This window comes from Bacillus sp. OK048 (assembly GCF_900103525.1).
In the GTDB taxonomy this organism is placed as follows: domain Bacteria; phylum Bacillota; class Bacilli; order Bacillales; family Cytobacillaceae; genus Neobacillus.
In genome coordinates this window covers 190508-216440 of the sequence record NZ_FNHN01000006.1, presented here as the reverse complement: position 1 = coordinate 216440, position 25933 = coordinate 190508, and the positions used below count along the sequence as shown (strand labels likewise).

At 38.9% G+C, this 25933-nt stretch carries 21 protein-coding genes; 4 read left to right on the top strand and 17 right to left on the bottom strand.

Annotated features, from left to right (window positions below; all coding sequences use genetic code 11):
• Positions 1-4 precede the first annotated feature (4 nt).
• Entirely contained in the window at positions 5-712 is a 708-nt protein-coding gene (locus BLR86_RS13095) for an N-acetylmannosamine-6-phosphate 2-epimerase (protein ID WP_090762089.1), read from the bottom strand.
• Positions 713-1152: 440 nt separating this feature from the next.
• Between BLR86_RS13095 and BLR86_RS13090 the strand changes: the two genes are divergently transcribed.
• Positions 1153-3867 carry a DUF4855 domain-containing protein gene (locus BLR86_RS13090; RefSeq protein WP_090762087.1) on the top strand — a complete coding sequence of 905 codons (2715 nt, stop codon included), beginning with the start codon at positions 1153-1155 and terminating at the stop codon, positions 3865-3867.
• Positions 3868-4009: 142 nt separating this feature from the next.
• Here the strand turns inward: BLR86_RS13090 and BLR86_RS13085 are convergent, their stop codons facing one another.
• From BLR86_RS13085 to BLR86_RS13050, 8 genes are all read right to left on the bottom strand, one after another.
• On the bottom strand, positions 4010-4948 hold the full coding sequence (locus BLR86_RS13085; RefSeq protein ID WP_090762085.1) for a carbohydrate kinase family protein: 939 nt from the start codon (positions 4946-4948) through the stop codon (positions 4010-4012).
• 61 nt (positions 4949-5009) lie between these two features.
• Positions 5010-6458 carry a glycoside hydrolase family 32 protein gene (locus BLR86_RS13080; protein WP_090762082.1) on the bottom strand — a complete coding sequence of 483 codons (1449 nt, stop codon included), beginning with the start codon at positions 6456-6458 and terminating at the stop codon, positions 5010-5012.
• A gap of 75 nt (positions 6459-6533) precedes the next feature.
• Entirely contained in the window at positions 6534-8150 is a 1617-nt protein-coding gene (locus BLR86_RS13075; RefSeq protein ID WP_090762080.1) for an ABC transporter substrate-binding protein, read from the bottom strand.
• Between the two features lie 19 nt (positions 8151-8169).
• Positions 8170-9057, bottom strand: a complete 888-nt coding sequence (locus BLR86_RS13070) for a carbohydrate ABC transporter permease (protein ID WP_090762078.1) — start codon at positions 9055-9057, stop codon at positions 8170-8172.
• Between the two features lie 15 nt (positions 9058-9072).
• Positions 9073-10008 (bottom strand): ABC transporter permease, encoded by a 936-nt coding sequence (locus BLR86_RS13065; protein WP_175492895.1) that lies wholly within the window; start codon positions 10006-10008, stop codon positions 9073-9075.
• Between the two features lie 217 nt (positions 10009-10225).
• The gene (locus BLR86_RS13060) at positions 10226-11539 is read right to left on the bottom strand and encodes an ABC transporter substrate-binding protein (protein ID WP_254782323.1); all 1314 of its coding nucleotides are present in this window, start codon (positions 11537-11539) and stop codon (positions 10226-10228) included.
• A gap of 28 nt (positions 11540-11567) precedes the next feature.
• Entirely contained in the window at positions 11568-13148 is a 1581-nt protein-coding gene (locus BLR86_RS13055) for a response regulator transcription factor (protein ID WP_090762072.1), read from the bottom strand.
• The gene (locus BLR86_RS13050) at positions 13123-14919 is read right to left on the bottom strand and encodes a sensor histidine kinase (protein ID WP_090762070.1); all 1797 of its coding nucleotides are present in this window, start codon (positions 14917-14919) and stop codon (positions 13123-13125) included. The genes BLR86_RS13055 and BLR86_RS13050 overlap by 26 nt, the downstream gene beginning before the upstream one ends.
• A 200-nt stretch (positions 14920-15119) precedes the next feature.
• On the opposite strand from BLR86_RS13050, the gene BLR86_RS13045 reads away from it, so the two are divergent.
• Positions 15120-16037, top strand: a complete 918-nt coding sequence (locus BLR86_RS13045) for an aldo/keto reductase (RefSeq protein ID WP_090762068.1) — start codon at positions 15120-15122, stop codon at positions 16035-16037.
• Between the two features lie 54 nt (positions 16038-16091).
• Here BLR86_RS13045 and BLR86_RS13040 read toward each other — a convergent pair whose 3' ends face one another.
• The gene (locus BLR86_RS13040) at positions 16092-17045 is read right to left on the bottom strand and encodes an AEC family transporter (RefSeq protein WP_090762067.1); all 954 of its coding nucleotides are present in this window, start codon (positions 17043-17045) and stop codon (positions 16092-16094) included.
• Between the two features lie 250 nt (positions 17046-17295).
• On the opposite strand from BLR86_RS13040, the gene BLR86_RS13035 reads away from it, so the two are divergent.
• The gene (locus BLR86_RS13035; RefSeq protein ID WP_090762065.1) at positions 17296-17982 is read left to right on the top strand and encodes a YdeI/OmpD-associated family protein; all 687 of its coding nucleotides are present in this window, start codon (positions 17296-17298) and stop codon (positions 17980-17982) included.
• 226 nt (positions 17983-18208) lie between these two features.
• Here BLR86_RS13035 and BLR86_RS26100 read toward each other — a convergent pair whose 3' ends face one another.
• From BLR86_RS26100 to BLR86_RS13005, 7 genes are all read right to left on the bottom strand, one after another.
• On the bottom strand, positions 18209-18367 hold the full coding sequence (locus tag BLR86_RS26100; protein ID WP_175492883.1) for a hypothetical protein: 159 nt from the start codon (positions 18365-18367) through the stop codon (positions 18209-18211).
• Positions 18368-18524: 157 nt separating this feature from the next.
• Positions 18525-19163 (bottom strand): AmiS/UreI family transporter, encoded by a 639-nt coding sequence (locus BLR86_RS13030; RefSeq protein ID WP_090762063.1) that lies wholly within the window; start codon positions 19161-19163, stop codon positions 18525-18527.
• A 231-nt stretch (positions 19164-19394) separates the two neighbouring features.
• Positions 19395-20402, bottom strand: coding sequence for a MupG family TIM beta-alpha barrel fold protein (locus tag BLR86_RS13025; RefSeq protein ID WP_090762060.1), 1008 nt, complete (start codon positions 20400-20402; stop codon positions 19395-19397).
• Positions 20399-21763 carry a PTS transporter subunit EIIC gene (locus BLR86_RS13020; protein ID WP_090762315.1) on the bottom strand — a complete coding sequence of 455 codons (1365 nt, stop codon included), beginning with the start codon at positions 21761-21763 and terminating at the stop codon, positions 20399-20401. The genes BLR86_RS13025 and BLR86_RS13020 overlap by 4 nt, the downstream gene beginning before the upstream one ends.
• A gap of 85 nt (positions 21764-21848) precedes the next feature.
• On the bottom strand, positions 21849-22703 hold the full coding sequence (locus BLR86_RS13015) for a MurR/RpiR family transcriptional regulator (RefSeq protein ID WP_090762058.1): 855 nt from the start codon (positions 22701-22703) through the stop codon (positions 21849-21851).
• Between the two features lie 24 nt (positions 22704-22727).
• A complete protein-coding gene (gene murQ, locus BLR86_RS13010) occupies positions 22728-23639 on the bottom strand; it encodes an N-acetylmuramic acid 6-phosphate etherase (RefSeq protein WP_090762056.1) in 912 nt (303 codons plus the stop codon).
• A gap of 117 nt (positions 23640-23756) precedes the next feature.
• Entirely contained in the window at positions 23757-24620 is an 864-nt protein-coding gene (locus BLR86_RS13005) for a Cof-type HAD-IIB family hydrolase (protein WP_090762055.1), read from the bottom strand.
• Positions 24621-24721: 101 nt separating this feature from the next.
• Here BLR86_RS13005 and BLR86_RS13000 point away from each other — a divergent pair, with 101 nt between their 5' ends.
• Positions 24722-25834 (top strand): CdaR family transcriptional regulator, encoded by a 1113-nt coding sequence (locus BLR86_RS13000; protein ID WP_090762053.1) that lies wholly within the window; start codon positions 24722-24724, stop codon positions 25832-25834.
• The last annotated feature ends 99 nt before the right edge of the window (positions 25835-25933 follow it).

Sequence of the window (25933 nt, the reverse complement as noted above, 5' to 3'; positions counted from 1 at the left end):
AACCCTAGTTAGGACAAACTGTTTGTAAAAGTTTCAATTTATCAACATATCTTTTCGTAATAACAGTCGGTCTAGTAATCGAGGTTCCCACCACAACTGCATGGGCTCCGTTTCTAATTGCGTGAAAAGCATCCTCAGGCGAATTAAATCTCCCCTCTGCAATGACGACTGTATCTGGATCTGCCTTTAATTCTTTAATAAGTTCAAAGTCAGGCCCCTCTATCTGTCTGGAATAAGGCGTATAGCCTGATAGAGTTGTGGATATAAAATCACATCCCGCAGTCATTGCGTAGCTTCCCTCTGCATATGTGGAGATATCCCCCATGATTAAACAGTCGCTATTTTGTTTAATATAGGCAACCAAATCCTCTAATCGCTCGTCATGAGGGCGCTTTCTTGTTGTTGCGTCCAGTGCGATAACATCTGTTTTACTTTCGATTAGTTCCTGAACTTCTCTTAAAGTCGGAGTTATAAACACATCACTATCCTCATAGTCCCTTTTAATAATTCCTATGGTTGGGAGACCAGTCGCTTCCTTGATAGCGATTACATCTTCCTTTCCATTTGTTCGGATTACAACAGCCCCACCCTCTTTGGCAGCCTTACTCATTTTGGCCATCACATCGGATCCAAATAACGGTTCACCTGGAAATGCTTGACAAGAAACAATTAATTTATGTTTAACAATGTTCAAGAACTCCTGTTTCTTCATACTTCTTCTCCTATCCACCTTTTTAGAGTCGTTTAAATATCTAAGGAAAGGTTTAATATTAAAAATGTCTGTTACCTTTTTTAGGTATACTTTTTAAGTCTCATAGAATCATATTAACTAAAAGGTGGAGATTTGCTCCATTTTTATACTTAATGTTGGATATATCCTCAATTTGAATTTATATGATAGAAGTTATGTTGTCAATTAAAATATTGGATTATTTAAAAAAATGTAAATCCCTCTCCCTTATTGTCCTTCCGTGTAACTTTCTTACTATTTTAAATTATCTACTAAATTATTGTTTCTAAAAAGACATGTTAATGATAGAATGAAAGCGTTACCTAAGGTGGATTTATTCTCCGTTTCATTTATTTATGTTGGTGCTCGTATCCTTTTTTTATTTTTTTGCTAAATACACCTAATTATGCAGGAGGGATTTCATGTTTAAAAAGAAGTTTTTTATCGGGACAATTATCTTTGCCATGGTGTTTCTGCAATTTCCGGGAGGTTCGATTATTTCCGCGCAGGAGAATCGTTCAGTAGAAACTATTGAAATATCAAATATTACGGATAGCAGTTACAAGAACCTGGCCGCAGGGCTCGAATATACTTTATCTCGGTCTCCGATTGACCCACACAGTGACGCGACAGGTAAAGAGTTAACAGATGGGTTTTATGGTGGAGTGGATCGCAACAATGCCAACTGGACCGGATTTAAAGGCGAACCTTTATCCGTTACCTTAGATCTTGGTTCCCAAAAATCAATTGAAAAAATTTCAGCCAACTTCCTTCGCGATTCGGCTAAAAGTGTCTTTTATCCAGCTGCGGTTACTTATTACGTATCCAAGAATGGAACCCAATGGAGTGTCCTTTCTCATCAAAGTCCAAAAAGTGCCTTATGGGGTTTGGGGCCAGCTGAAACCGACAATATGATGTGGAATGGTCAATTGGAAGGTATCACCGACCAGCCAGAAGCAACTTCTGTTTATGCTCGATATGTGAAGGTAGAGTTTATCCCGGAGAATTGGGCTTTACTTGATGAAATTGAGATTTGGGGATATGACGAACTGAAATCTGGAGCAGTAGAAATCCCTCCTACACCTTCAACATATACGACTCCATCTCAAGAAACAACTGGAGGAATCAGTGATCTTGTCTTGTTGTATAATGGAACCTATCCAAATGGACGAGGTGATTGGACACGCGATGAAATCAAACCATATGTCACCTATGTTGACAAAAATGGAAAAGCGCTGGATTGGCTTTACGATGGGGTCCTTTATTTAGCTATCACCTCTCAAAGTGGCAATGATTTGGGAGCACTAACTTCTGCAAACCCTTCTAATAAGGCAGATTGGCAATGGTATATAGACAAAACATTTGCCGAAAGTGGCGATCTCGAAGAGTTGAATCAAGCTGTGCAGGATGCAGGCGTTGAACTGAATGATCCTTCCCACAAAGTAAAAGTAGTATTAACCGTCCCTTATCCAAATATGTATCAAACAAACTTTGGCGATGTTGATGGTGACGGTATTTCTGAAAACTTAAGTACTTATGAAGGCAAGCAAAAAGCGGTAACCTGGTATTTAAAGCAAATTTTCTCCAATTGGGAAGAAGCCAACTTTTCTCACTTGGAACTTAGCGGCATTTACTGGATGAACGAAAACATTGAAAATGACGTTCCTTTTGAAAAAGAAATAATTGAGTACACCAGTAATTTAGTTCATGAAGAACAGTTAAAATTCTTCTGGATTCCAAACTGGTATACCAATGAGATTCATGAGTGGCAGGAAGTTGGCCTTGATGCTGTAGCCATGCAACTCAACCATTTCTTCTACGATAACACTGAATATCGGGTCGAGTGGGGAGCACATCGCGCCAAGAATTATGGTACAGGTGTAGAAATTGAATTTGATGAGCGTTTATTGACTGATCCAAATTACTTTGAACGTTATTTGCGTTACCTAAACGGCGGCGTTCAGTATGGTTATATGACAAATACATTCAAGGGTTATTATCAAGGTAACGATACTATCCTAAGTGCTGCCTATGGTGAAAGGTCCGAGCAAAGAATGGCATACGATTTACTCTATGAATTCGTAAAAGGTAGTTATAAACCTAGACCTATCATTGAACTTACACCTTCCACTAGTGGAGCTACAAGTGAACCCATTGTTTTTACCGTGGATGTAACCTTAACTGGTGAGGGTAATCAGGTTAAGTCCATGAAATGGGCCGAGGGTGAACGGGATCCTGGGTATTTCCATTCAAATGGAGTAGAGATAACGGATAACCAAATTACGGCATTAAAAAATGGAACCTACTCAATTTATGTTAAAGACAGCCATGGCATTGAAAGAGTACGAAATTTCGACGTTACCACGTTAATTCCTGCGGGATATACCAACCTAGTATCAGGCTTAGCTTATACGATTTCTCCAGAGGCGACTTTAGATCAACAAGGATTAACCGATGGAGTGTATAACGGAAGTCTTTGGAGTGGAAATTGGACGAAATTCCAATATACACCTGAAGCATCCATCGTATTTGATTTAGGTAAAATCAATACCGTTCAAAAAATCAATAGTAATTTCAGTAATGGGGGCTATGGTATTGCTTTCCCAAATTCGATTACTTATTCTTATTCCCAAGACGGCATCACTTGGATTCCTTTAAAGGAAATTGAACCATCCCGTATTGATTCAGCTACAAAGATGACCTGGGACGGCACTTTCGATGGAGTTCCTGGAGAAGAGGATACATCTGTTGTGTATGCTAGATATATTAAGATTGATATTATTCAAGATGCTGAATGGACTTTTATGGATGAAGTTGAGGTTTGGGGATTAGATGGAATTCAATATTTAGATAGTCCTGTACTCTCGGAAACAACCAAACCACACGGACAAACTGCTGGAAATGTAAAAGTAGATATATCCGCAAAAGCACTTGGTCTTGGAAATACAATTACTGAAATTAAATGGGCTAAAGGGGAAAAGGATTCGTTCTACTTTGCAGATGCCGGGAATTCTATTAAGTTAAACAACCCATTTTTCATGGTACAAAGCAACGGGGCATATACCATTTATGCTAAAGACTCAGCTGGAAATGAAGTACTGAAAACTGTTTTAATCACAAATATTAAAGAAAAGTAAGTGAGTAACCTTAGACCTGGTGTTAAGTAGATATTCCGATATCCTCTTAACATCGGGCTTTTTTAAAGGCTCTTTTCTTAAACTTTGTTGCTATTTATTATAAAAGGATATCCTAATAAAACATTAGGATATCCAATACTCACTATATCTCCTCTAACGTTGGTATTGCAGAAATGGCCCCAACCTTGGTGCAAACAAGTGCACCTACTTTATTACTAAATGAAATAATTTTTTTAAGCACTTCAAAGTCTTCGAATGCTGGATTTACATTGGCGAACTGGAAAAGCGTAGCACCAACAAAGGCATCGCCAGCACCGGTAGAGTCTATCGATTTTACTTTTACACTTGGAACGATTTCGCTCTTCTGACCATTAGAGATGTAGGTTCCCTCGCTTCCTAATGTAACAGCAACAATTTTGGCGCCTAATTGATGAAAAGCTTGGGTGCCCTCAGCTAAATCACTGATTCCCGTAATAATTTGTAATTCTTCATCACTTACTTTTACAAAATCCGCAATCGCAATCCCCTTCTTGGCTAATTTGATAAAATCAGGAACCCTGTTTTTCCAAAGGTCTATTCGAAAGTTAGGATCAAACGAAATAAACTTCCCCCTATTCTTTGCATTGCGCATGACATTGAAGTAAGTCGTTTGAAAGGGGTCATTTAATAACGCTGTTGCTGAGCCAAAGTGGTGAATAGCAACGTTATTAAGTTTATCATAATCAAGTTCTTCCTCTACTAAAAAGGCGTCCGCCCCGCGATTAAAGACAAAATCTCTTTCTCCATTTGCCTGTAAGGATACAAAGGCCAATGTTGTAGGGTGTACATCATCGAGCACAACCATTGACGTATTAACTTGAGCGTCATCAAGTGCCTTCTTTAAAAAATGTCCGAACGGGTCATTTCCAACTTTTCCACAGAATAGAGCAGTACCTCCGAGTTTTGCAATCGTTGCACACACATTAGCTGGCGCCCCTCCTGCTTGTTTTTGAAAATTGGTACCTTCCATTAAATTGATATCGACATCCGTACAGAAAAAGTCAATTAATAATTCACCGACACAAACGATGGATGAACTCATTCCAAACACCCTCCTATTAAAAAAGAGCTCTAACCAATTATCCGATTAGAGCTTCAAATTGTTATCTCCAAATTGAATCAAGTTCAGTTAATGTTAAATTCAACACCTTTGTTGTTCCTTCATTTGAAAATAAGAGAAGTTCTTTGCTTCCTTCACTTGGGAAAAGTAAGTTAGTAATAGCAACCTCCCCATTTTTGGCAAATACCTCGATAGAGGAAGTATCCAAAAATACCTGTAGCTTTAAACGTTGTTGATCCAATTTCAGAGGTGCTTCTTGTATCGCTGGAAAAGATGTCGAAAAGCTACTATCCCCAGAAAGAGTTCGGTCCACGAATACCTTCTCTTCTAACACATCATAACCTATCACCGTTTTTTCTTCTTCAGAATGTTTGATGACAAATCCAAATTGGTTTGAACTTTCTTTTTCAAATTCAATATTTATTTCCATTAAGGAAGATGATAATGGAATATTGCCGGCTTCTTCTGTAGAAATTTTTATTTCTTTTCTAATCGTACTAATTTCAGCAACAGGTTTTTGGAATAAGCGAATTCCATCTTCGGTTGAAACTAATGACAATTCTCTCGGTAAGGTCATCGCACTCCGCCATGCTTCAGTTGGAACTTGATTCGCATAGCGCCAGTTACTCATCCAGCCCAGATAAATGCGTCTTCCATCCTGTATATCAGACCAACTTACACCTGCATAATTATCCCGTCCGTAATCTAACCATAGAATTGTTGAATCATCATGATCATTTACAAAAGTCGTACCATCAAACCGACCAATAAAGTATTGTGTTCTTGACCCTTCTTTGGTTTTACCATTATCACCGATGCTTACAATCATGACCCACTTATTTTCTCCACCCTCTACTGGCAGGTTAAATAAGTCAGGACATTCCCACACTCCATCATGTGAACCTGCCGCATGTCCAAATTCACTTGCAAACTCCCATTCCTTTAGGTTTAGCGAAGTGTAAATCGTAATGGTTTGACCAGTTGCCAGCACCATCACCCATTTATTTGTCTCTTCATGCCAAAAAACTTTTGGATCACGATAATCGATAATGTCTATATCCGAAAGAACAGGATTGCCTTCATACTTTATCCATGTTCTTCCATTATCCTTGCTAAAAGCTAAGCTTTGCTGCTGAAGGGGTCTGTCAGAATTAGGATAGGTGCCTGCGCTTGTATAAATGGCAACCAATCCTTGCTGACCCTGGTCAAAAAAGCCAGTAGTATTATTCCAATCTACCACTGCACTTCCTGAAAAAATCGCTCCTAACTCATCAGGGAACAACGCAATCGGTAGGTGTTCCCAATGAATCATGTCCTTACTTACGGCATGTCCCCAATGCATCGGTCCCCAGGTAGTACCATAAGGATGGTATTGATAGAACAAATGATATTCCTCGTTAAAATAGACCATTCCATTTGGATCATTCATCCACTTTTCTTTTGGTGAAAAATGAAACTGAGAACGGTACTTCTCTTTATATGCTTGTGTCATAAAATATCTCTCCCTTTTTCCAAGCTAGTGAAAAAGACTGTACGCATGTGCAAGCACTGTACAGCCTTATTCTGTTTATTCTTGATTTCGATCATAGCCTTTTTGTTTAATGTCCAACCACTCTTGTAGACCAAGTCGATCTAATTCTACTAGATAATCAGACCATTCTTTTTCGACACCGCCATTGGCAATCCATTCCGCACGTTTTCTTTTAATAAAAGCAAACAAGTCAGTTTCGATGGCAGAAATTCTGTCAAGGTCCTCAATCGAGAAGAATACTTTTGGATAAATATTTTCAGCTTCCATATAAGGAACCATGACTTCCTTCATTAAGTTCAATCTCCAAGCCGCATCATCTGGTTTCGTTGTCACTGTTCCATAGTAGCTGTCTAAGATCGCTAACGGTCCGCCAACAGATGTCTTTTCTCTTAATTCAACTGGTGCCGTACCTTCTAGAGGAAGGTGTTTTAACATTTTTACACTGTCATCCCATTCAAAAATATTTTGCTGCTTTTTATCTCCAAATGTACCCCAGTTGTTTTGGACAGATTGTGCAGGATCATAAAGTTGGTCAATCCACTTCGCTGTTAATTCCAGATTTTTATTTGCTGAAGTAACAACCAATTTAGAACGATCAAAGCCCATTCCATTAGTTCTTGCTACATTTTGGTGCCCTTCTGGTCCTTTTAATGGAGCAAGTAGATCGTAGTCATCACCCATTCCGGTGATATTCCCTTTATCCCATGTAAAGTACAAACCATACTTTTTGTCTCTGCCTTTTGCTAGATACGTATTCCAATCATGTTCAAATGCTTCAATATCGATAAGACCTTCATTATATAAATCGTTGAACCAGCTAATCGCCTTTTTATAACTCTCATCCGCTGCGGTAAGTTTTACTTCTCCGTCATTCGTTACCACCGTGAAATCCCAGTTATCGCCGAGACCAAATGCGCCGAATAATGAATGTGGATCTTGTCCGCCATCATTAATAATGAAAGACATTGGGATTTCGTCTGCTTCGCCATTGCCATTTGGATCCTGTGTTTTAAAAGCGATTAAAACTTGTTTTAATTCTTCTGTTGTTTTCGGTACAGCTAATCCTAATTTATTTAACCATTCCATATTGATCCATGGGAACGCATCAAGTGAGTGAATACTTTCTTTCCCTTCACCTAACTCCTCAATCCATGGGAATGCATACATATGGCCATCAGGTGCTGTCATCATCGCTTTATACTGTGGTGCCTTTTCAAGGACAGCTTGTAGGTTCGGCATATATTGGATTAAATCTTCAACTGGAACAATAACCCCGTTTTTTGCATGCTTTAATAATTCATAGTCGCTGAAGGCAGCGTTAAAGATTGCGTCTGGAAGTTCTCCACTAGCAATAGCTAGATTTCGTTTTTCACCAAATACATCACCGGTATAGTTTCTCCAATCAATTTTTACTCCCGTTTGCGTTTCTAGGCGTTGAAAAATTAACTTTTCATTTGGGTCCTTGGGAGCAAGCGGTGAACTGGATGTCATAATCTTTAATGTTTTTTCTTCTTTCAATGGAAACTTTACATTTGTAAGCTCATAATCCTTAGAAGAGAAACTCCCGCTGCTGCTTTTACTGCTGCAGCCGGTAAGAATAAGTGACCCTGAAAGAAGTAGTGCTGAAGCGGTTGTTAGTACCTTATTTTTCATCATAGACCCTCACTTTTTTTTATTTTAGCGAACCAACCATTACTCCCTTTTCAAAATATTTTTGGAAGAATGGGTACATAATCAATAATGGTAAACTTGCAATCACAATTGATGAATAACGAATCATTTCTGAGATTCTCATCAGCTCATTTCGAGCCTGAATATCTGCAACCATCCCTGGCTGTACTTCGTTTTGAATCAGAATCGAACGCAGGACTAATTGCAATGGATATAATTCTCGATCATCCAGGTAAATCATGGCATCGAAGTAAGCATTCCATTGACCTATAAAGGCATACAGGGCAAGAACAAAAATGATTGGTTTTGATAAAGGTAAAATAATACTTAGAAAAATTCTTAAATCCGAGGCCCCATCGATTCTCGCTGCTTCCTTCAGTTCATTTGGAACCGCTTTAAAGTACGTTCTAGCAAGGATAATAAACCAGACATTAACGGCACCTGGTATAATAATCGCCCAAATCGTATTGAGCATTCCTAAATCTCGGATCACAAAATAAGTAGGAATCAAGCCTCCTCCAAAAAACATCGTGAATAAGAAGAACATCATAAATACCTTTTTACCAACTAAACCGTCTACTGATAACGTATAGCCAGCAAGAACGGACACCGCTACGGTCACAATCGTAAATCCAGCTGAATATAGGATTGAATTGATAAACCCTCTGACGATCGTGTCATCGGTAAAAATTCGGATATAACCTTCTAGTGACCAATCTGAAGCGTTTAACGAAAGTCCTTTTCGAATGATTGCATTCGGTTCTAAGAAAGAAGAGAGAAACACATACAATAGTGGGCCCACAATCGCAATCACAATAACCGTCAATAGGATATTATTGGTGAGAAGCAGGATTCGATCGCCTTTTGAATGCTTAATTTGGTTGTTCATTGTTTCCCTCCTTCCTTAGACGAGACCTTCGCCTTCGTTTAGTTTTTTAACCACTTGATTGACAAACACGAGTAAAAACACATTCACAACAGCATTAAATAATCCAACAGCAGTAGCAAACGAGTAATCCCCTGCCAGTAAGCCTCGTTTATATACATAAGTGGCAATAATCTCTGATGATGGAGAATTCATCGGAGTTTGCATTAAGTAGGCTTTTTCAAACCCAATTCCCATGATTCCTCCAGCCGCTAAGATAAACAATACCGCCATTACCGGCTTAAGCGTTGGAAGATCAATGTGCCAGATCCGCTGTAAAAGTGACGCTCCATCGAGTGTTGCAGCCTCATGTAGCTGCGGGTCAACGTTAGCAAGTGCAGCAACATAAACAATCGATGCCCAGCCTGCCCCTTGCCATACTCCTGACCAAATATAGATGGATCTAAAATAGTCTGGGTCCGACATGAACGATATCGGCTTATCTAAAAACGTAGATAACATTGCATTAATCGGTCCAACCGGTGATAGAAAGAGGAAAACCATCCCTGAAACAACTACCACTGATATGAAATGCGGAGCATAAAGGGCTAATTGAATGTTCTTTTTGACACTCGATTTTCTTAGCTGATTCAACATCAGAGCCAAAATGATCGGAATCGGAAAACCTATTAGTAGTTCAAAAGAACTTAATTTAATCGTGTTCATTAATATTTCGATGAAGTTCGGTGATGTTAGGAAGTTGGTAAAGTGTTTAAAGCCAACCCACTCACTTCCGGTAATTCCCCTGATTGGGCTAAAATCCTTAAAGGCAATCGTTGCTCCATATATGGGAATATACTTAAATATGATCGTTAGAATAACGGCAGGAGCAATCAGCAAATAAAGAATATAATTCTTTTTAATATAAAGAAGGTTCCTGCTCAACTTAGTTGGTTTACTTGCATGGACCTGCATAACTTTCTCTGTTTTCACTACTTCTTCCAATCTCTTACCCTCCCTTTACAAAGTTTGAAACCCCTTTCAATGACCTAAATATAACAAAATGATAAAAAAGAAGAGTTTAATATTTTTGGTTGAAGCAGTTTAAAATTTTCGGGAGTTACTATCGCTTTCACAAAGTATCCATTCTCACATATATAGAAAAATCCTCTAGTTCATAAACTAGAGGACCCTACGGCTTTTTGATATCCTTTAAGCCATTATTAATTTTTTCCGCTGCTTGATTAGCAGCGATGCCAACATCTTTTCCTTCTTTACCTACTTCCTCAAACAATTCCTTAATAGCTTCGCTGATGATTGGGTAAGCTGGAGTTGCTGGCCGATTTTTCGAGTAGTTTTGGTCTTGTTGGACAAAGATATTTTTGGGATACTTATTGAGTTCAGGGAAGTCTTTTGCAACTGAATACCTAGCAGGTAAATCCCCGGAAATTTTGACAAACATTTTTGAACCCTCATACCCTGTAGCGAATTTTACAAATTCCCAAGCTTCCTTCGGATGCTTGGTTTTGGATGAAATCCCAAGTGCCCAGCCGCCATTTGGAACAACTTGATTTTTCCCCTTCGGCAGGGGGGCGACCCCAAAATCTTCTCCTAGCACAAAACCAGGAGTTTGTTGCAATTCCGACATTGCCCAAGAACCCAATATCGTCATCCCAAGCTTATCAGTTTCAAAAGGAGCCGGAGGCATTTCCACCGTCGCTACCCCATGCTTCCTATATAAATCTTGATAAAAGCGCAAGGCTTCTAATGCTTCTTTAGAATTGATATACCCCTCCGCAGTTGATCCATCTGGACTAATCACATCTGCCCCGAACTGCCATAGAATCGGCATTTTAAAATAAGCAGGACCTTCTCCAACATTAAAGCCTTGTGCAGGATCAATCCCTATGATACCTTTTGTTGGATTGTTGATTTTTTTAGCAATCTCTAGCACTTCATCCCACGTCATGGGATGGTTTGGATCTCCTGAAGGAAAGGGGATTCCGGCCTCTCTGAAAAGATTCATATTGTAAAATAAGGCAATACTCGATTCGACAATGGGAGCGAGATAAATTTCATCTTTATAGATTAAACCCTTTAATACTCCTTCTGGAATATCTTCAATATTCCCTTCCTCTTTCATATAAGGATCAATCGATAATAGCGAACCTGAATTTGCATAAAGTGCTAGGTTCGGACTATCAATGGCCATAATATCGGGATGGTTTCCTGCAGCTAGTTCAGTACGCAGCCTTAATTCGTATTCATTTCCCCAGTGCATCGATTGCATATTAATCTTAATTGTGGGGTGCGATGCTTCAAAAGCTGCGATTAACTCTTCATAGGCTTGATTAAACGCTTGATTGCCTAAATTCCGTAAAAAGGTCAACTCGATTTGCTTTGCCGGTTTTTCATTATCTGGTCTGTCACTTGAAAGTGGGGAAAAATAGAAAAAAGCAAAACCTGCTAAACCGAAAAGAAGAATGACCGCTATCCATTTCTTCACCTTTATCTCCTCCTCCCTTCAAACCAACCTATTCCCTTATCGAGTTCCGAAATTCTACTGGTGTTTGTCCAAAGTGTTTTTTAAAGACCGTACTAAAATAACCCGAGTTTGAAAACCCAACTAAGTTGCTGATATCAATGATTTTCAGCTGTTTATCTTTAAGTAATTGTTTGGCCTTTTCCATTCTTAAGGTAACCAGATAATCACTGAAGTTCTGGCCGACATGATGTTTGAAGGTTTCCGATAAATGGGCACTATTAATGTGAAACAAAGTGGATAAGGTGGTAAGGGATATTTCACTTGCATAATGCTGGTCCAAATAATGGCGGATACTATCGATTAATTTCTTATTGGAAAAACGAGCAAGACGTACCTTTTCAATGATTGACGTTGCTAATTGAATCAAATCCTCTTTCACTTTATGTTGAGAATAAAGCTTCCAAATATTTTGTTGGCAATTCCAAATCGAATTTTGAATGTCTTTCGTCTCGACATCATACTTTTTGACTAATGACCCTAACATAAACAACACTTGGTTGGCCGCAAATGAAAACGACATAACCGAACGACCTTCCGTACCTTCAAGAACAATCTGTAAATTATCTGTAAAAGCAGCAAAATTGAGATTTTCAATTGAATTCGTTATCCGTTTCTCGAAATCTGGTGAAAAGTCAAACACTTCTTCACTTGCAGCAGTTTGATCCATAATCTGCGACTTCGATCCAAGTTGACTTTGACTCCAAGCAAGTAAACTGGAAATATATCCACTCCTGTATTCTGACAGCCCATTCACAATCATACCAATACCAATAACAGTTTCTAATTTTAGTAATTTGTTAATATTTTGCTGGATGTGCAAAACGAACTGATTGGTCGGTGGAGAATCGGATTCTATTAGCAGTAAAAATTGAACCATATTAGGGTAACTTGGATCCGTAAACACATAGATCGCTGTCTGCTGTTGGGCGATTTCCTTACACAGCAGCTGGAATGGTATCCTTAGTTCCTCTATACGATTGGAATCATGGCTTTCTCTAATTTCCACTGTTATAAACTGTACTTTTCCATTTTCATTTGCCAGTTCTTCTAACTGAAGCTGCTGAAGCCTTTCCATCACAATTGGAAGCTGTAAACGCTCTTCCTTTGCTAAATGAAGGATAAATTGTTCCTGTACTTCTTGTAAATGAGAATGAACGAGTCGGCTCATTTGTGCAAATTCAATTTGTTTTCTTTTCTCTTCCTCTACTTCTTTCCGTATTCTTCTCAATGCTTCTATTAATTCATCAGGGGCAACAGGTTTCAATAAGTAGTCTTTAACGCCTTGTTGCAGTGAATTCCGCACATAATCAAAATCGGAATAACCCGATAAGACAATGACTTTTACATGAGGAAACTCTTGATGACAACGTTTTGCCAATTCTACTCCATCCATAATAGGCATTCTCATATCGGTAATCACTACATCAATATCCTTGGTTTGGAGGATTTCAAGAGCTTCCTTCCCATTTGAAGCTTCTTCAACAAGTTGGAACCCCTCTTCTTCCCAGTCCACCTTTAAGCGTAATCCTTTTCGAATTTGAATCTCATCGTCCGTGATCAACACCTTCATCCTGTCCATCCCCCCTTTTCAAATCAATTCGTAATGTTATCTTAGTGCCCTCATTTTTAATAGATTCAATATGATAGGAAAAGTCATTTCCATAGGTAAGCTTTAATCGTCCTAGAACATTTCTCAAACCAATGCTGTTCCCTTTGCTTTCCAGCACCACCATCGTTTCATCCGTTTGCTCTAAGTTTGAAATCATCTCCTCTGACATCCCTATACCGTTGTCTTCCACGGATATGCTGATCTGATTTCCAACTTTTTCAGTTTTAATAAAAATATCTGCAAACGTCTTTTCGCTGAAACTATATTTCACAGCATTCTCCACGAGTGGCTGCAAAATGAACTTAATGACGGGGAGCGTTTCCGTGTCAGGATCCACATCCAAGTGAATCATGAGCATGTCCTCATATCTCAACTTTAAAATATTCGTGTAACTTTTGATATAGTTTAATTCTTCACCTAAAGAAACAATATTGTTTTTTGTATTTAAGGAATATCTCAACATCTTTCCTAAATATACACTAACATTCATGACCTCTTTATTTTTCTCTTGAAGTGCTAAACTTCCAATAATCTCAAGCGTGTTATTCAAAAAATGTGGATTTATTTGTAATAGTAAGGCTTTATATTCCGCATCTTTCCGGCGTAAATTGGCGTCATATTCTGTTTCAATTAAATACTGTAATCTCTCAATCGTATGTTCAGTTACATTGATAAGATAATCAACTTCATTATTTTGAGCTTTAATGGTTGGCATAAACCTTTTTGCACCTGAAAAATCTCCCCGTTCGATAAACCCCATCGCTTTTGCTAGTTTTCCTAATGGACTTGTAATGTTGTTAGACAAAATAACCGCAGCCACAATTGTTATGATAAAAAGAATTGCACTGGTTAGCAGAAGATTCTGCTGCAAATGATTGGCCCTTGCGAACAATTCGGACTCCGTCACTTCACTAATTAATATCCAATCACCAACTGGCAGCTTTTGAAAGAACACTAGATACCTTTCCTTCTGATAAGCAGCCTCAATGAGTCCTTCTTGGTCCTCGCCTGTGGTAATTTGCTTCAGACTTTGTTGCAGTATCGAACTTGGGGTCTTTATCTTCCCTGACAAAACATTTTCACCGTGCTGATTTAACAAATAGGTATGCTCATTTTGTCCCTTCGATATTTTATTTAGTGAAGTTTCTAGTAATGCCGAAGGAAAATTCACTTTTATGACCCCTGCCGAAATCATCGTATTGGTATCAATGAGAGGTAAAATATAGCTATTGATCTTCTTCACTTGCATTTCATGACTTTGCTGAAATGGGTCTAAATGCGACTTAGCATAGTCCTGATTATTTTGGGTATAGTCCTGATACCAATCCGTCTCATGGAGTAAGGAATTCATCCCCCAAGTCCCGGCCCCATCATCAAGCACCAACGAAATCGACATCGCATTGGAATTGTTTATCATGATTGAGGATAATCCCTGTCTAAGCTGATTCGTCACTGAATCAAGTTCTTCCTTACCAGCACCTTGTCTATTTAATCTCAGCCATTCTTGTGTAGTCTTGTCAACTAGCACTTGTTTGCCTAAATCCTCTGCCTGCGTCGTGATGGAATCAACATAAAGAGAAAACTGATCCATCATTCCAATGGTCAACTCTTGTGCCTGTTCGCGAATAACAGACGTAAAAAAGCTAGGAATAATAATTGATAGAATAATAAATGGAATCGTTAGCAAACATGTAAAAACAAGTAATAATCGATTGCGTAATGAAAAAAGCATGTTACCCCCCTTTTAAAAAAAGACGCGAAAACCCTTACAATTATTCGAAATAGGAATAACCTATTATAGCATTTTGCTATTACTAGACTCTAGTACTTGAAAAATCACTGTTTTTCGTAAATTTTGATACTATCCTGCGAATGTGTCAAAATAGGTAATGAATGGCAGTGGAAATTTTATCAAATTGGAGGTTATAGACGATGAGAACAATGAAACTAGGAAATAGCGCCTTAGAAGTACCAGTGGTTGCAGTTGGCTGCATGCGAATGAAATCGCTGGAAAAGAAAGAAGCCGAAACCTTTATTCAAACTGCTTTAGAGGAAGGGGCAAACTTCTTTGACCATGCTGATATTTATGGCGATGGCACAAGTGAGGAAATTTTCTCTGACGCGATACATATGAATACAACTGTTCGGGAGAACATCATCCTGCAATCAAAGTGCGGTATTCGTAAGGGAATGTTCGATTTTTCAAAAGAGCATATTTTGAATTCTGTTGATGGAATTTTGAAACGGTTAAAAACCGACTACCTTGACACTTTACTTCTACACCGCCCTGATGCATTAGTGGAGCCGGAGGAAGTAGCAGAGGCATTTGATATTCTTGAAAGCTCCGGAAAAGTACGACATTTTGGTGTCTCCAACCAAAAGCCAATGCAAATCCAACTGCTGCAGAAATATGTGAAGCAACCGATTGTGGCTAATCAGCTGCAACTGAGTATCACGAACGCGAATGTAATTTCCAATGGGATTAATGTAAATATGGAGAATGAATCAGCGATTGATCGCGATGGAAGTGTCCTTGATTTTTGCAGACTGAATGATATTACTATCCAGCCTTGGTCACCGTTCCAATACGGATTCTTTGAAGGTGTCTTCCTTGGTAGTGAAAAATTTCCTGAATTAAATCAGAAGATAAATGAAATCGCTGCAAAGTATGAAGTAAGTAATACAACCATTGCTATTGCCTGGTTACTGCGTCATCCGGCAAAAATGCAGCCAGTCATTGGGACAATGAATGCGGAAAGGCTGAAGGACTGCATAAAGGCAAGCGAAATTCATCTAAGTCGTGAAGAATGGTATAGCATTTATCGTGCTGCCGGGAATATCCTGCCGTAGTTTGACCACATCAAAAAAACGCTCAGAGATATGAATCACTCTGGGCGTTTTTTACTAATCAATAAATTGAACAATGAGCATCCAGATTGGGACAATAAACAGGGAGGCAATGGTAGAAACAGTTACCATTACCGCTGCATATTTTGAATCTGCTTTATAAACTTTTGCTACCACAGGAGCATTTGTCATAACAGGCATGGCTGCCTGCATAATAAATACTTGTTTCATCAGTAAGGGAATGGGTAAAAACCAAACTAACAACGCCATGATTCCTGGTGCAATAACAAATCGTCCTATTAAAATGCCAGCCATGTCTTTTGAAAACTTTATAGAAGTAATTCCTGTAAAGAAAATAGAAATTCCAATAAAAAGCATGGACAATGGCGTCACTAAACTCCCTGAAAATTCAAAGTAAGACATTAAAAAGCTTGGTAACGAAGCATTAAGTAGTAATAATAGTAAGGCTAGTAAAAATCCAATCAGTGGTGGATTAAAAATCTTTTTTAGATTTGAGGCAAAAGTGTTTTTACTTGCATCATAATCCAAACCGTCTTTACTAATCATTTGCACCCCTAAGGTCCAAAAGAAAAACGTATTAGCAAAATAGTAGAGGAGGACAAAAGGTAAGCTTTCCGGCCCAAACAGGGCAAAATTTAATGGAACTCCGATAAATATACTGTTTGAATTAAAAAACATAGAAGAAAATGTGCCTTTCCGACCATCCTTTACCTTTAAAAGACGGACAGCTCCGAAGGAAATAAACATGGTAATCAAGATGGAAGCAACAGGAATAATCAATCCAGGAGCCAAGTGAATTAACTTATTTCTCGAAAAATCAGTCAGTATGAAGTAAAGCATATTTGCCGGTAATGCAAAATTTGTAACTAATTTGGCAATAAGACCTGAATTCTCGTTAGTAAACCATTTTCGAACTGATAAATAATACCCCGTCCCCATTAAAAGAAGCATGGTTAAGACACTTTCAATCGCTAACATTAAAACATCCATTTGTAGTTCTCCATGATAAATTTTGTCTAATTGTGTGAAACAATCATCAAAAAATAGTTTAGCATAAAATCAAAAATAACTTCATGCAATTTCCAACTTCAACCCAATCAATCCTCCTTTTTATCTAAGTTTTCCAGTTTAACAAGCAATATGTTAAACATTACAAAAAGGCATCTAATTATCTAATAGGTTGATAAGCATGTATTCCCAGGATAAAATGAAAATTAGGACAAATGGGCGGACTTAAAAGATGGAAGTGAATTCAACCAAAAGTGTAATTGAAAAATTAAATTTCAGTAAGTATCCAGCAAAGCTTATTCTTAATATGCCTGTGGACGTTGAAGAATTCAAATCAATTGAGTATGACACTACTATTAATAATGATCAATATGACCTCATTTTTACCTTTATTTTTCAATTGGAGGATTTCGTAACAAATCTACGGGAAGTCGTTGAAAAACAATTAGTGAAGGATAACGGATATATCTACTTTGCTTATCCAAAGAAAAACAACCCAAAATATAAGGAATACATCGAACGAGATAGTATCTATACGGAAAAACATTATGATGAAGAAGGATTTTTTCGTGGCAGTAACTTGAAGTTTTCAAGAATGGTAAGTTTCAATGAGGTATTTACCGTAATCGGACTGAAGGCAATTCCAGTAAAGAAGAAAACGACCACAAAGAGCACAAAAAATAGCCAATGTGTGGATGACTACATCCAAAATGTGGAGGATATTAAACAATACCTCCAAAAAAGTGAGACCCTGTTAAACATATACAACGAACTAACACCAGGCTATCAAAAGGATTGGGCACGCTATGTATACAGTGCAAAAAGAAAAGAAACCCAAGAAAAACGACTGCTCGAAATGGAAACCGTTCTGACCGAAGGCTACAAAACAATGGATCTATATCGAAGAGCTAAGAAATAGGAAAACAGTGGAAGCACTTGGGGTGAATACCAATGTTTTTCTCACTTATGGAATCAAAGGTTAGCTTGAAATGATGATTAAATTCATCTAGGGTTTCCCGGTATGGGCCATGGATGTCCGTTACAGTTCCTGGCTCCGAATTTACCATTTGTGTAACTTTTAAGCCTAAATTATAGGTGAATTCACTATAGCCGCTAAAACCAAGCTTCTTACAAACTCGGATAATCTAAGTCGTTGAGACAAAAAGATCATCCGCTGCTTTTCGAATGCTGAGTGACTGATTTTCAAATTTCTTTTCTATTAAAAAGGAGAGAATATCCTTTTCAGATTGATTCAAATCCTTATCATTTATGTAATCTAAGAAAACTTTTTCTGACTTTTTCATTTTTCTACCTCATGTCTTTCCTATTTCTTATTAGTATAACTCTTCGTTCCATTCCCATTACACTAGCAGATTCTCGTTTGCTCTAGATGAATCCTTCATAATAATCAAAAAAGGCGATCCGATTGAAGTCGAATCGCCTTTTTTATTAAATGCTAATTTACAATTCTGATACCACTTGATCTCCTTGTTTGCTTTTCCCTGTATGAATAAGGAATTTTGGTCCAAAAACCATCACTACGAAGAAAACAATCGACAGGATAAACACCCAAATATAGATTTGATTGACGGCAGGTGTATTCCAAACACCTAAAAAGTGAAGCATTGCTGGAACGGTTAGTGTTACCCATGACAGGACAATGGCTACTATACCAACATAGGCATCAATTTTCATTTTAAGTGAACCTGTTAAAAAGAATAAAAACCATAAAAATGCCCACAGTCCCCATGTTAAAGCATTGACAACATCATGGAAGTGAATAAGAGAGACAACCGTGTACACGACGGCAATAATGGATACCCATAAGCTATACCAGCCTAGGCCGTTACCCTCAAGTCCCTTCACGGAGGTAACCCCAACATATAAAAACGTTAAACCAAATAAAAAGATGGCAGCATTATTATATAGATCCCAATTACCTTGACTAGACGTCATGATTAAATAAAATGGGTTAATGATTTGGATGATTCCGACGAATAGATTAAAATACCCAACAGGCTTTGCTCCTGCCTTTCCTAAAAACATAAGTCCGTTTAGAAAAACAACAGCACCTGATAAAAATAGACCTACAAAACTCATAGTATTCGCTGCTGTGAAAATACCATTCTCACAACTTTCCCCTCCTTTAAAATAAGAAAAAGCAGTTTCCCCTCCTTAGTAAGGAAAGGAAATGCTTTTTGTTCCTGTACCAATATATCATATTGATAGAACAAAAGTTAACAAGCCTTTGAACAAAATTTAAATTTAATTATTTCCAATTTCGCTATAAGCAGCCATAAAAAAACCGCCCCTAATTAAGAGGCAGTTCGTTTAATGCTGTATGAATGTAACTGTTTGACCAGGTTTGAGATAAGAAAGAAGAACAAAATCTTCCTCAATAACTCTACCCGCAACATTAACCCGTTCATCGGCCGGCAAGTCACAAAGGGTGATTTGGACCTCGCCGCGGTATCGCCCATAGCGATCATTATCCCTTGTAATACTGCCAACCCAACGCTCCGTTGTATTCTCTGGAAAGATTGGATCAACACTTCTTGTATCCATGAACCTTAAAACATCACGGGAAAAATCAGGGCGAAGCTTGAACTCTCCTTCTTGGAAACCATCGATTCGAATCGTGATACGATGATCACGATCAAAATCGATTAATTTCTGAAGAAGCTCCTCGCTTACCTCTGGATCACCGATATAGACATCCTCAACTCCAGTGTCGAATAACTCCAATGCAGCCACAAACGGGTCCATTTCACGGTGTTCTTCCAAGGTTGGCAGCCCTTCAAATAGTGGACCCCGTTTTTCTCCATCACCTGGAATATAGGCACAAACTGGAATACCCAGCTTTTTAAAAAGTTCATTTTGCTTCTGAAAAAACACATCAGATAATCCAGTCTCACGCCTTGGATAGAAATTATGCCATGCTAAAAGCTGACTCGCTTTTAATCCACCATCCAAAAGGGCCTGTACTTCATCCTCAAACAAAATGCTCGCATTCAAGGCAAGCTTAAACTCTTGTGCCAAACCCAAAATCATATCATGATCAAAAAAGTCATCTAATCGGAGTCCGATAACACCTAACGTTTTTAACTCATACAAGCTAGCCAATCCCAAATGCGCAGGCGTTCGTAACGACACATCCGCATAAACCTCTATACCACATTCCTTTGCAAGTTGAAGCAGGTTCATCGCACGACTAGCTAAATCCCCAGATTCCTCTGGAATGTGAAGCGAGGTAAACGCCCGCTTCACACCCATTTTTCCAGCAAGTGCAATTCGCTGTTCTGCTAAAGGATCATTTAAATAGAAGGAAATACCGATCAATCGAACTCACCAGCCATCTCATCTTTGAAACCGAATAGATACGTAAACACAAATCCTGCTGCATAGGCGATTAATACACCCACTAAATAAAGGAGAACTTGACCTGTTACCACAATGAAAGCAAGTGGAAGACCAGATACTCCGATTGCAATCGTTGCAATACCAAAAGCTGCTTGGAACGCACCACCGACACCAGCACCTAAACATGCTGTTAAGAACGGACGGCCTAACGGAAGCGTAACACCGAAGATTAACGGCTCGCCGATTCCAAGAATCCCTGCTGGCAGACCGCCGCCGATTGCTTGTTTTAAACGTTTTTTCTTTGTTTTAACATAAATTGCAAACGCAGCACCGACTTGCCCTGCTCCACCCATTGCTAGGATTGGCAGAAGTGGGTCATCACCAATGGTATTAATTAACTCTAAGTGTATTGGTGTTAAACCTTGATGTAATCCAGTTACAACAAGCGGCAGGAAGGTAGCACCAAGAACAAATCCGGCGACAGCACCGCCCATATCAAGTAACGAAGTTAAACCTTTTGTGATAATATCTGAAACGAAACCACCAAGCGGCATAAATACAAGATAAGTAACAATACCAGTAACCAATAAAGCAACCGTTGGCGTCACAAATAAATCAAGAGACGTTGGAACATACTTACGGACTTGTTTTTCAACTAAAGCGATAAAGATTGCAGCAAACAGAACGCCAATTAAACCACCGCGTCCAGGAAGTAAATCGGTTCCAAACAAATGAATACCTGCAACGGCCGGATTAATAATTAAGATACCGGCAATCGCACCAAGTGCTGGTGAACCTCCAAATTCCCTTGCTGCATTCGTACCTACTAAAATTCCAAGATACCCGAATAATCCACCGCCGATAACGGATAAAATAGTCGCAAGCTGTGAATCTCCTGCTAACCAGCCTGCTTGGATAATGGCTTTTGTGATCCCAGTAATTAAACCTGAAGCTATAAGGGCTGGAATTAACGGAATGAAAATTCCAGATATTTTTCGTAAAAACAACTTAAATGGTGTTGCATTTTTCTTGTTGATTTCGGCCTTTGTGCTTGCAGCCCTCTCTTTTAAATTGATTCCGCCTGAAGCATCAATCAACTTACCAAACTCTTCAGTTACTTTATTTACTTTTCCAGGCCCTAGAATGATTTGAAGTGTTTCTTCTTCTACCACTCCAAGAACTCCATCTATCTTCTTGATTGCAGCCATATTAACAGAAGCCTCATCATTCGGTGTCACACGAAGTCTGGTCATACAATGTGTGTAATTGCCAATATTACCAGCCCCGCCTAGTTGTTCAAGAATCTTTTCAGCTAAAACTTTATTATTTTCTCCAGCCATTTCATTTCCCCTACTCTCTGTTGTATTTGTAATGTTATCCCCAGTCAACACGATGTAAACAGTGTTCACATCACCCCCTGCAAGTCTAATTCCTTTCTTTTATAAACCGTATCGCTTCTCTTGTTTGATCAATGGCTTGAATCGTATGCTCATATTGAACGGTCGCCATGGATAAAAACAAAATATCCATCATATATAACTGTGCGAGACGTGATGACGTCGCAGCACTTCGGAAAGCAGCTTCTCCTGAATAAGAAGTAAAAAGTTTTATGTCTGCTAAAGACGAGACGGAGGATTGTCCGTATTTAGTCAAACTAATTGTTTTCACCCCTCGTTCTTTCGCAAGTGACATTACGTTGATAACCTCAGCCGTTTCCCCAGAATGAGAAACACCAAACACCACATCATCTTTATTGGCATTGGCAATGATGGTCGCCACAAGATGTGTATCAGTAAAAGCGGTTGCATTTTTTTGGATCCGAAGAAACTTCTGCTGGGCATCCTTGGCAATGATATTGGAGGCACCAATCCCAAAAAAGTGAACATTTTGAGCGGGTAACAATGATTGAACCGCTCGTTCCAATTCCTCATAATTGATGATCTCCTCTGAATCTCGGATGCTCTGAATACTATTGCTTGTAGTCTTCTGGACGATAGAAAAATAAGATTCACCAGGTTCGATGTCTCGGTACCCTTGTTCAACAGGCTTCACTAAATCACCTGCAATTCTAACCTTTAAATCCTGAAAACCATTTAAACCAAGTGATTTACACAATCGAATCACGGCAGCTCCGCTTGTTTTAGCTTGAGCACCGATATCACTAACGGTACTGTTTAAAATACTTCGAGGATTTTCAAGAATAAATTGGGCTATTTTCCGCTCGGAAGCCGGAAGCTGCTCAAGCATATTTTGGAGCATTTTCAATCCGCCTGTTGCCACAAAAATTACCACCTTTTCTCCAAATCAGTTTTCAACATTTTTGATGGCGATTTTCACATATCCATTCGCATTCGCTAATAACTTTTCTGCTTCTTCTTTCGTTTTATCCACTTTAATCATGACAATCGCTGTTTTCACTTGCAGATCCGCTTTTTCCAGGGTTTCTACTGCTGTTTCATAGGAAACTCCAGTAATTTTGCGGATAATGCCGATGGCCCGTTCCTTCAACTTAAGATTACTTACCTTCACATCCACCATAAGATTCTCATACGCTTTACCAATGAGAACCATCGATGACGTTGAAATCATATTCAAAATCATTTTATGAGCCGTACCAGACTTCAAGCGGGTTGAACCAGTCAGCACCTCTGGACCGACAATGACCTCAATCGCCTGATCAGCCTCTTTACTAATCGCCGCATTTTTATTACACGAAAGTGCTACTGTTTTCGCACCGATGCTTCGTGCAAAGCGAAGCGCACCAATGACATAAGGTGTCCGACCACTGGCAGCGATCCCAATCACCGTATCGTTCTCAGTTAGTTCCAGATTCTTCAAATCATGAACACCAAGTTCCGGATCATCCTCGGCTCCTTCAACCGCCTTCAAAAATGCGCCTTCCCCCCCAGCCATCAATCCAATGACCATTTCAGGATCAGTGCTAAAGGTAGGCGGACATTCAACAGCGTCTAATACCCCTAATCTGCCGCTCGTTCCAGCACCTAAATAAATCAGGCGGCCGCCCTTTTTAAAGGATTCAAATACAAACTGAACCGCAGTCTCTATTTCAGGTAAAACCGCTTTGACAGCAAGTGCTACCAATTGATCTTGTTCATTCATGATCCGTAATATTTCGTGGCTCTCCGCTGTATCAATTTGCATAGAATCTTTATTTCGGGATTCGGTGGTTAATAATTCGAGATTTTCTTCGATCATATTCCTTCTCCTCCAGTTGGTTTTTCTAGTTGTAAACGATTACTGTAACTTCAGTATACCGCCAGTGAAATAGTAAATCAATATTTTTATTTAAAAAGTAAAATTTTATTTCAAAATTTATTCTAGTAGGTATCGTCGGATTGCCTGTGCAACTCCCGCTTCATCATTTCTCCCCGTCACCACATCTGCCAGCTTCTTCACTTCCTCTGGTGCATTCCCCATCGCAATTCCAAGCCCGGCAACGCGAAGCATCAGCGTATCATTATAATTATCTCCAATAGCAGCTATTTGAGAGATCGGGATTTGGTGCTTCTCACTAAGCTTAATTAGCGAGGAGGCCTTACTCACTCCTGACGGTGAAATTTCCAAGTTAAGAAAATTTAAACTGCTGCTAATTTCCAGCCCTTCTACCTTTTCCCCCATCACCTTTGAAAAATCAGCAAGTCTGTCTCCTTCATCAAACACAGCAATTTTGGTAATCTTAGGCTGATTACTCCTAAAGTAATGATAAAAATCATCCACAAGCTTTACCTGGCACTGCCCCCGAAATTGTTCAAGCTCACCAGACTTTCCACCTGTTTTCGCGAGGGTTGGAATATTATTGGCAATCCAGTTTTCATTCCACTTGGCTTCTCGTGGAACCAATAGCGTATCCCCCTCGTAAAAATGTGCATAAAGGCTTTCCCCTTCGCATAATTCCCAGAAATTCAACAGATGATCATGCTGAAAAACAGCTTGCTCACTGATTTCACCATACTCATCAAGCATAATCGCACCATTATATGCAATAATCGGCTCCCCTTTTAGCCCAATGGTATTAGCTATCCAGCGCGTCGCCAGCGGAGAACGGCCACTGCAGATAACGACCCTCCCTCCTCTTTCGCGGTACGCTTGAATCGCTTGAATATTTTCAACATCAATTTCTTTTTGCTCATTTAATAATGTTCCATCCAAATCAGTCGCTAATAATTTATATTTCAAACTACTCTCCCCTTTGTACTATTTTTTCAATATGAATATTGTTATTATTAAAATAAAATTTCAAAATAAGCAACCCTATATACATAAGGTAGGTGCTGAACATGCTACAGCCAGAGCTTGCAGAAAAAATTGTCAGGGAAGTTCAAAGATTAATATCCGAAGAAATTATTGTCGTGAGTACAGATGGTATGATCATCTCCAGCACTAACCGGGAAAGAGTTGGCACCTTCCATCAAGGCGCCTTAATTACTTCCCAGCAAAAGAAAAAACTGATTATTACCGAAAAGGAATCCCATCAATTAGAAGGGGTAAAGTCTGGTATCAACCTCCCGATTTTTTTTCAGAATGATGTCATTGGTGTAATTGGGATAACCGGTGATCCTAAAACCGTCACTCCCTTTGGTGAAATCATTCGCAAAATGACAGAGCTGTTAATTAGCGAAAACTATTATGGTGAACAATTTGACTATCATTCCCGCGCAATGGAAACCTTTGTCCTTGAGTGGCTCCAAGCAAAAGAACCAAGTCCTGACCTGCTGGAACGAGCACGGGCACTGTCTATTAATTTAGAGCTTAACCGAACAGCTGTCATGATCCAGTTCAAGCAAAGTCCTTTAACAAGAGACGCATGGTCGTCCATTTTGAACTCCTTTTCTCAAAATAAAAATGATGTCCTAACAAGGTACGGTAATGAACGGATCATCGTCTTAATCGATGGTTCCAATTCCATTCAACCCTCTGCTATCAAAAATCGACTGAAACACTTTTTGGATTTTATCAAAAATAGCTTTGGGATTGCTGCTTATGCCGGAGTTGGCCATTGTACACCTCCTTCCAATCTGCATGAATCCTATATACAGGCCAAAAGAGCATTAAACATGGCTAGGGGAGATCGCAGTATTATCTTCGATGAGGAACTAACACTTGAGATGATTACAGGGGAACTTACTACCGCAACAAAATCTGAATATATAAAGCGAACCATTGGACCCATTTTAAAAGAAGCTGACCTGTTAGAAACGTTAGCTGAGTTATTTAACCAAAACCATTCCTTAAAAAATACAGCAAAATCGTTACACATTCATATTAATACCCTTCATTACCGTTTGAAAAAAATTGAGGAGCTTACCCACCTAAACAGCAGCCGAACACATGATTTACTTTGTTTGTATCTGGCCGTACTATTTTTGGATGAATATCCAAAAAACAAATAAAAACAAGCGAATAATTTAGATGTTTATCCATAGCAGGCATTGGCCTGCTTTTTTTATAATGTAAATAGCATGAAAATAGTACGAAAACAGGGGGAAATC

Excerpts from the sequence above, each read along its gene's own strand:
- BLR86_RS13095 (WP_090762089.1), bottom strand. The coding sequence starts at position 712 with ATGAAGAAACAGGAGTTCTTGAACATTGTTAAACATAAATTAATTGTT.
- BLR86_RS13090 (WP_090762087.1), top strand. The coding sequence starts at position 1,153 with ATGTTTAAAAAGAAGTTTTTTATCGGGACAATTATCTTTGCCATGGTG.
- BLR86_RS13085 (WP_090762085.1), bottom strand. The coding sequence starts at position 4,948 with ATGAGTTCATCCATCGTTTGTGTCGGTGAATTATTAATTGACTTTTTC.
- BLR86_RS13080 (WP_090762082.1), bottom strand. The coding sequence starts at position 6,458 with ATGACACAAGCATATAAAGAGAAGTACCGTTCTCAGTTTCATTTTTCA.
- BLR86_RS13075 (WP_090762080.1), bottom strand. The coding sequence starts at position 8,150 with ATGAAAAATAAGGTACTAACAACCGCTTCAGCACTACTTCTTTCAGGG.
- BLR86_RS13070 (WP_090762078.1), bottom strand. The coding sequence starts at position 9,057 with ATGAACAACCAAATTAAGCATTCAAAAGGCGATCGAATCCTGCTTCTC.
- BLR86_RS13065 (WP_175492895.1), bottom strand. The coding sequence starts at position 10,008 with ATGCAGGTCCATGCAAGTAAACCAACTAAGTTGAGCAGGAACCTTCTT.
- BLR86_RS13055 (WP_090762072.1), bottom strand. The coding sequence starts at position 13,148 with ATGAAGGTGTTGATCACGGACGATGAGATTCAAATTCGAAAAGGATTA.
- BLR86_RS13050 (WP_090762070.1), bottom strand. The coding sequence starts at position 14,919 with ATGCTTTTTTCATTACGCAATCGATTATTACTTGTTTTTACATGTTTG.
- BLR86_RS13045 (WP_090762068.1), top strand. The coding sequence starts at position 15,120 with ATGAGAACAATGAAACTAGGAAATAGCGCCTTAGAAGTACCAGTGGTT.
- BLR86_RS13040 (WP_090762067.1), bottom strand. The coding sequence starts at position 17,045 with ATGGATGTTTTAATGTTAGCGATTGAAAGTGTCTTAACCATGCTTCTT.
- BLR86_RS13035 (WP_090762065.1), top strand. The coding sequence starts at position 17,296 with ATGGAAGTGAATTCAACCAAAAGTGTAATTGAAAAATTAAATTTCAGT.
- BLR86_RS26100 (WP_175492883.1), bottom strand. The coding sequence starts at position 18,367 with ATGAAAAAGTCAGAAAAAGTTTTCTTAGATTACATAAATGATAAGGAT.
- BLR86_RS13030 (WP_090762063.1), bottom strand. The coding sequence starts at position 19,163 with ATGAGTTTTGTAGGTCTATTTTTATCAGGTGCTGTTGTTTTTCTAAAC.
- BLR86_RS13020 (WP_090762315.1), bottom strand. The coding sequence starts at position 21,763 with ATGGCTGGAGAAAATAATAAAGTTTTAGCTGAAAAGATTCTTGAACAA.
- murQ (WP_090762056.1), bottom strand. The coding sequence starts at position 23,639 with ATGATCGAAGAAAATCTCGAATTATTAACCACCGAATCCCGAAATAAA.
- BLR86_RS13000 (WP_090762053.1), top strand. The coding sequence starts at position 24,722 with ATGCTACAGCCAGAGCTTGCAGAAAAAATTGTCAGGGAAGTTCAAAGA.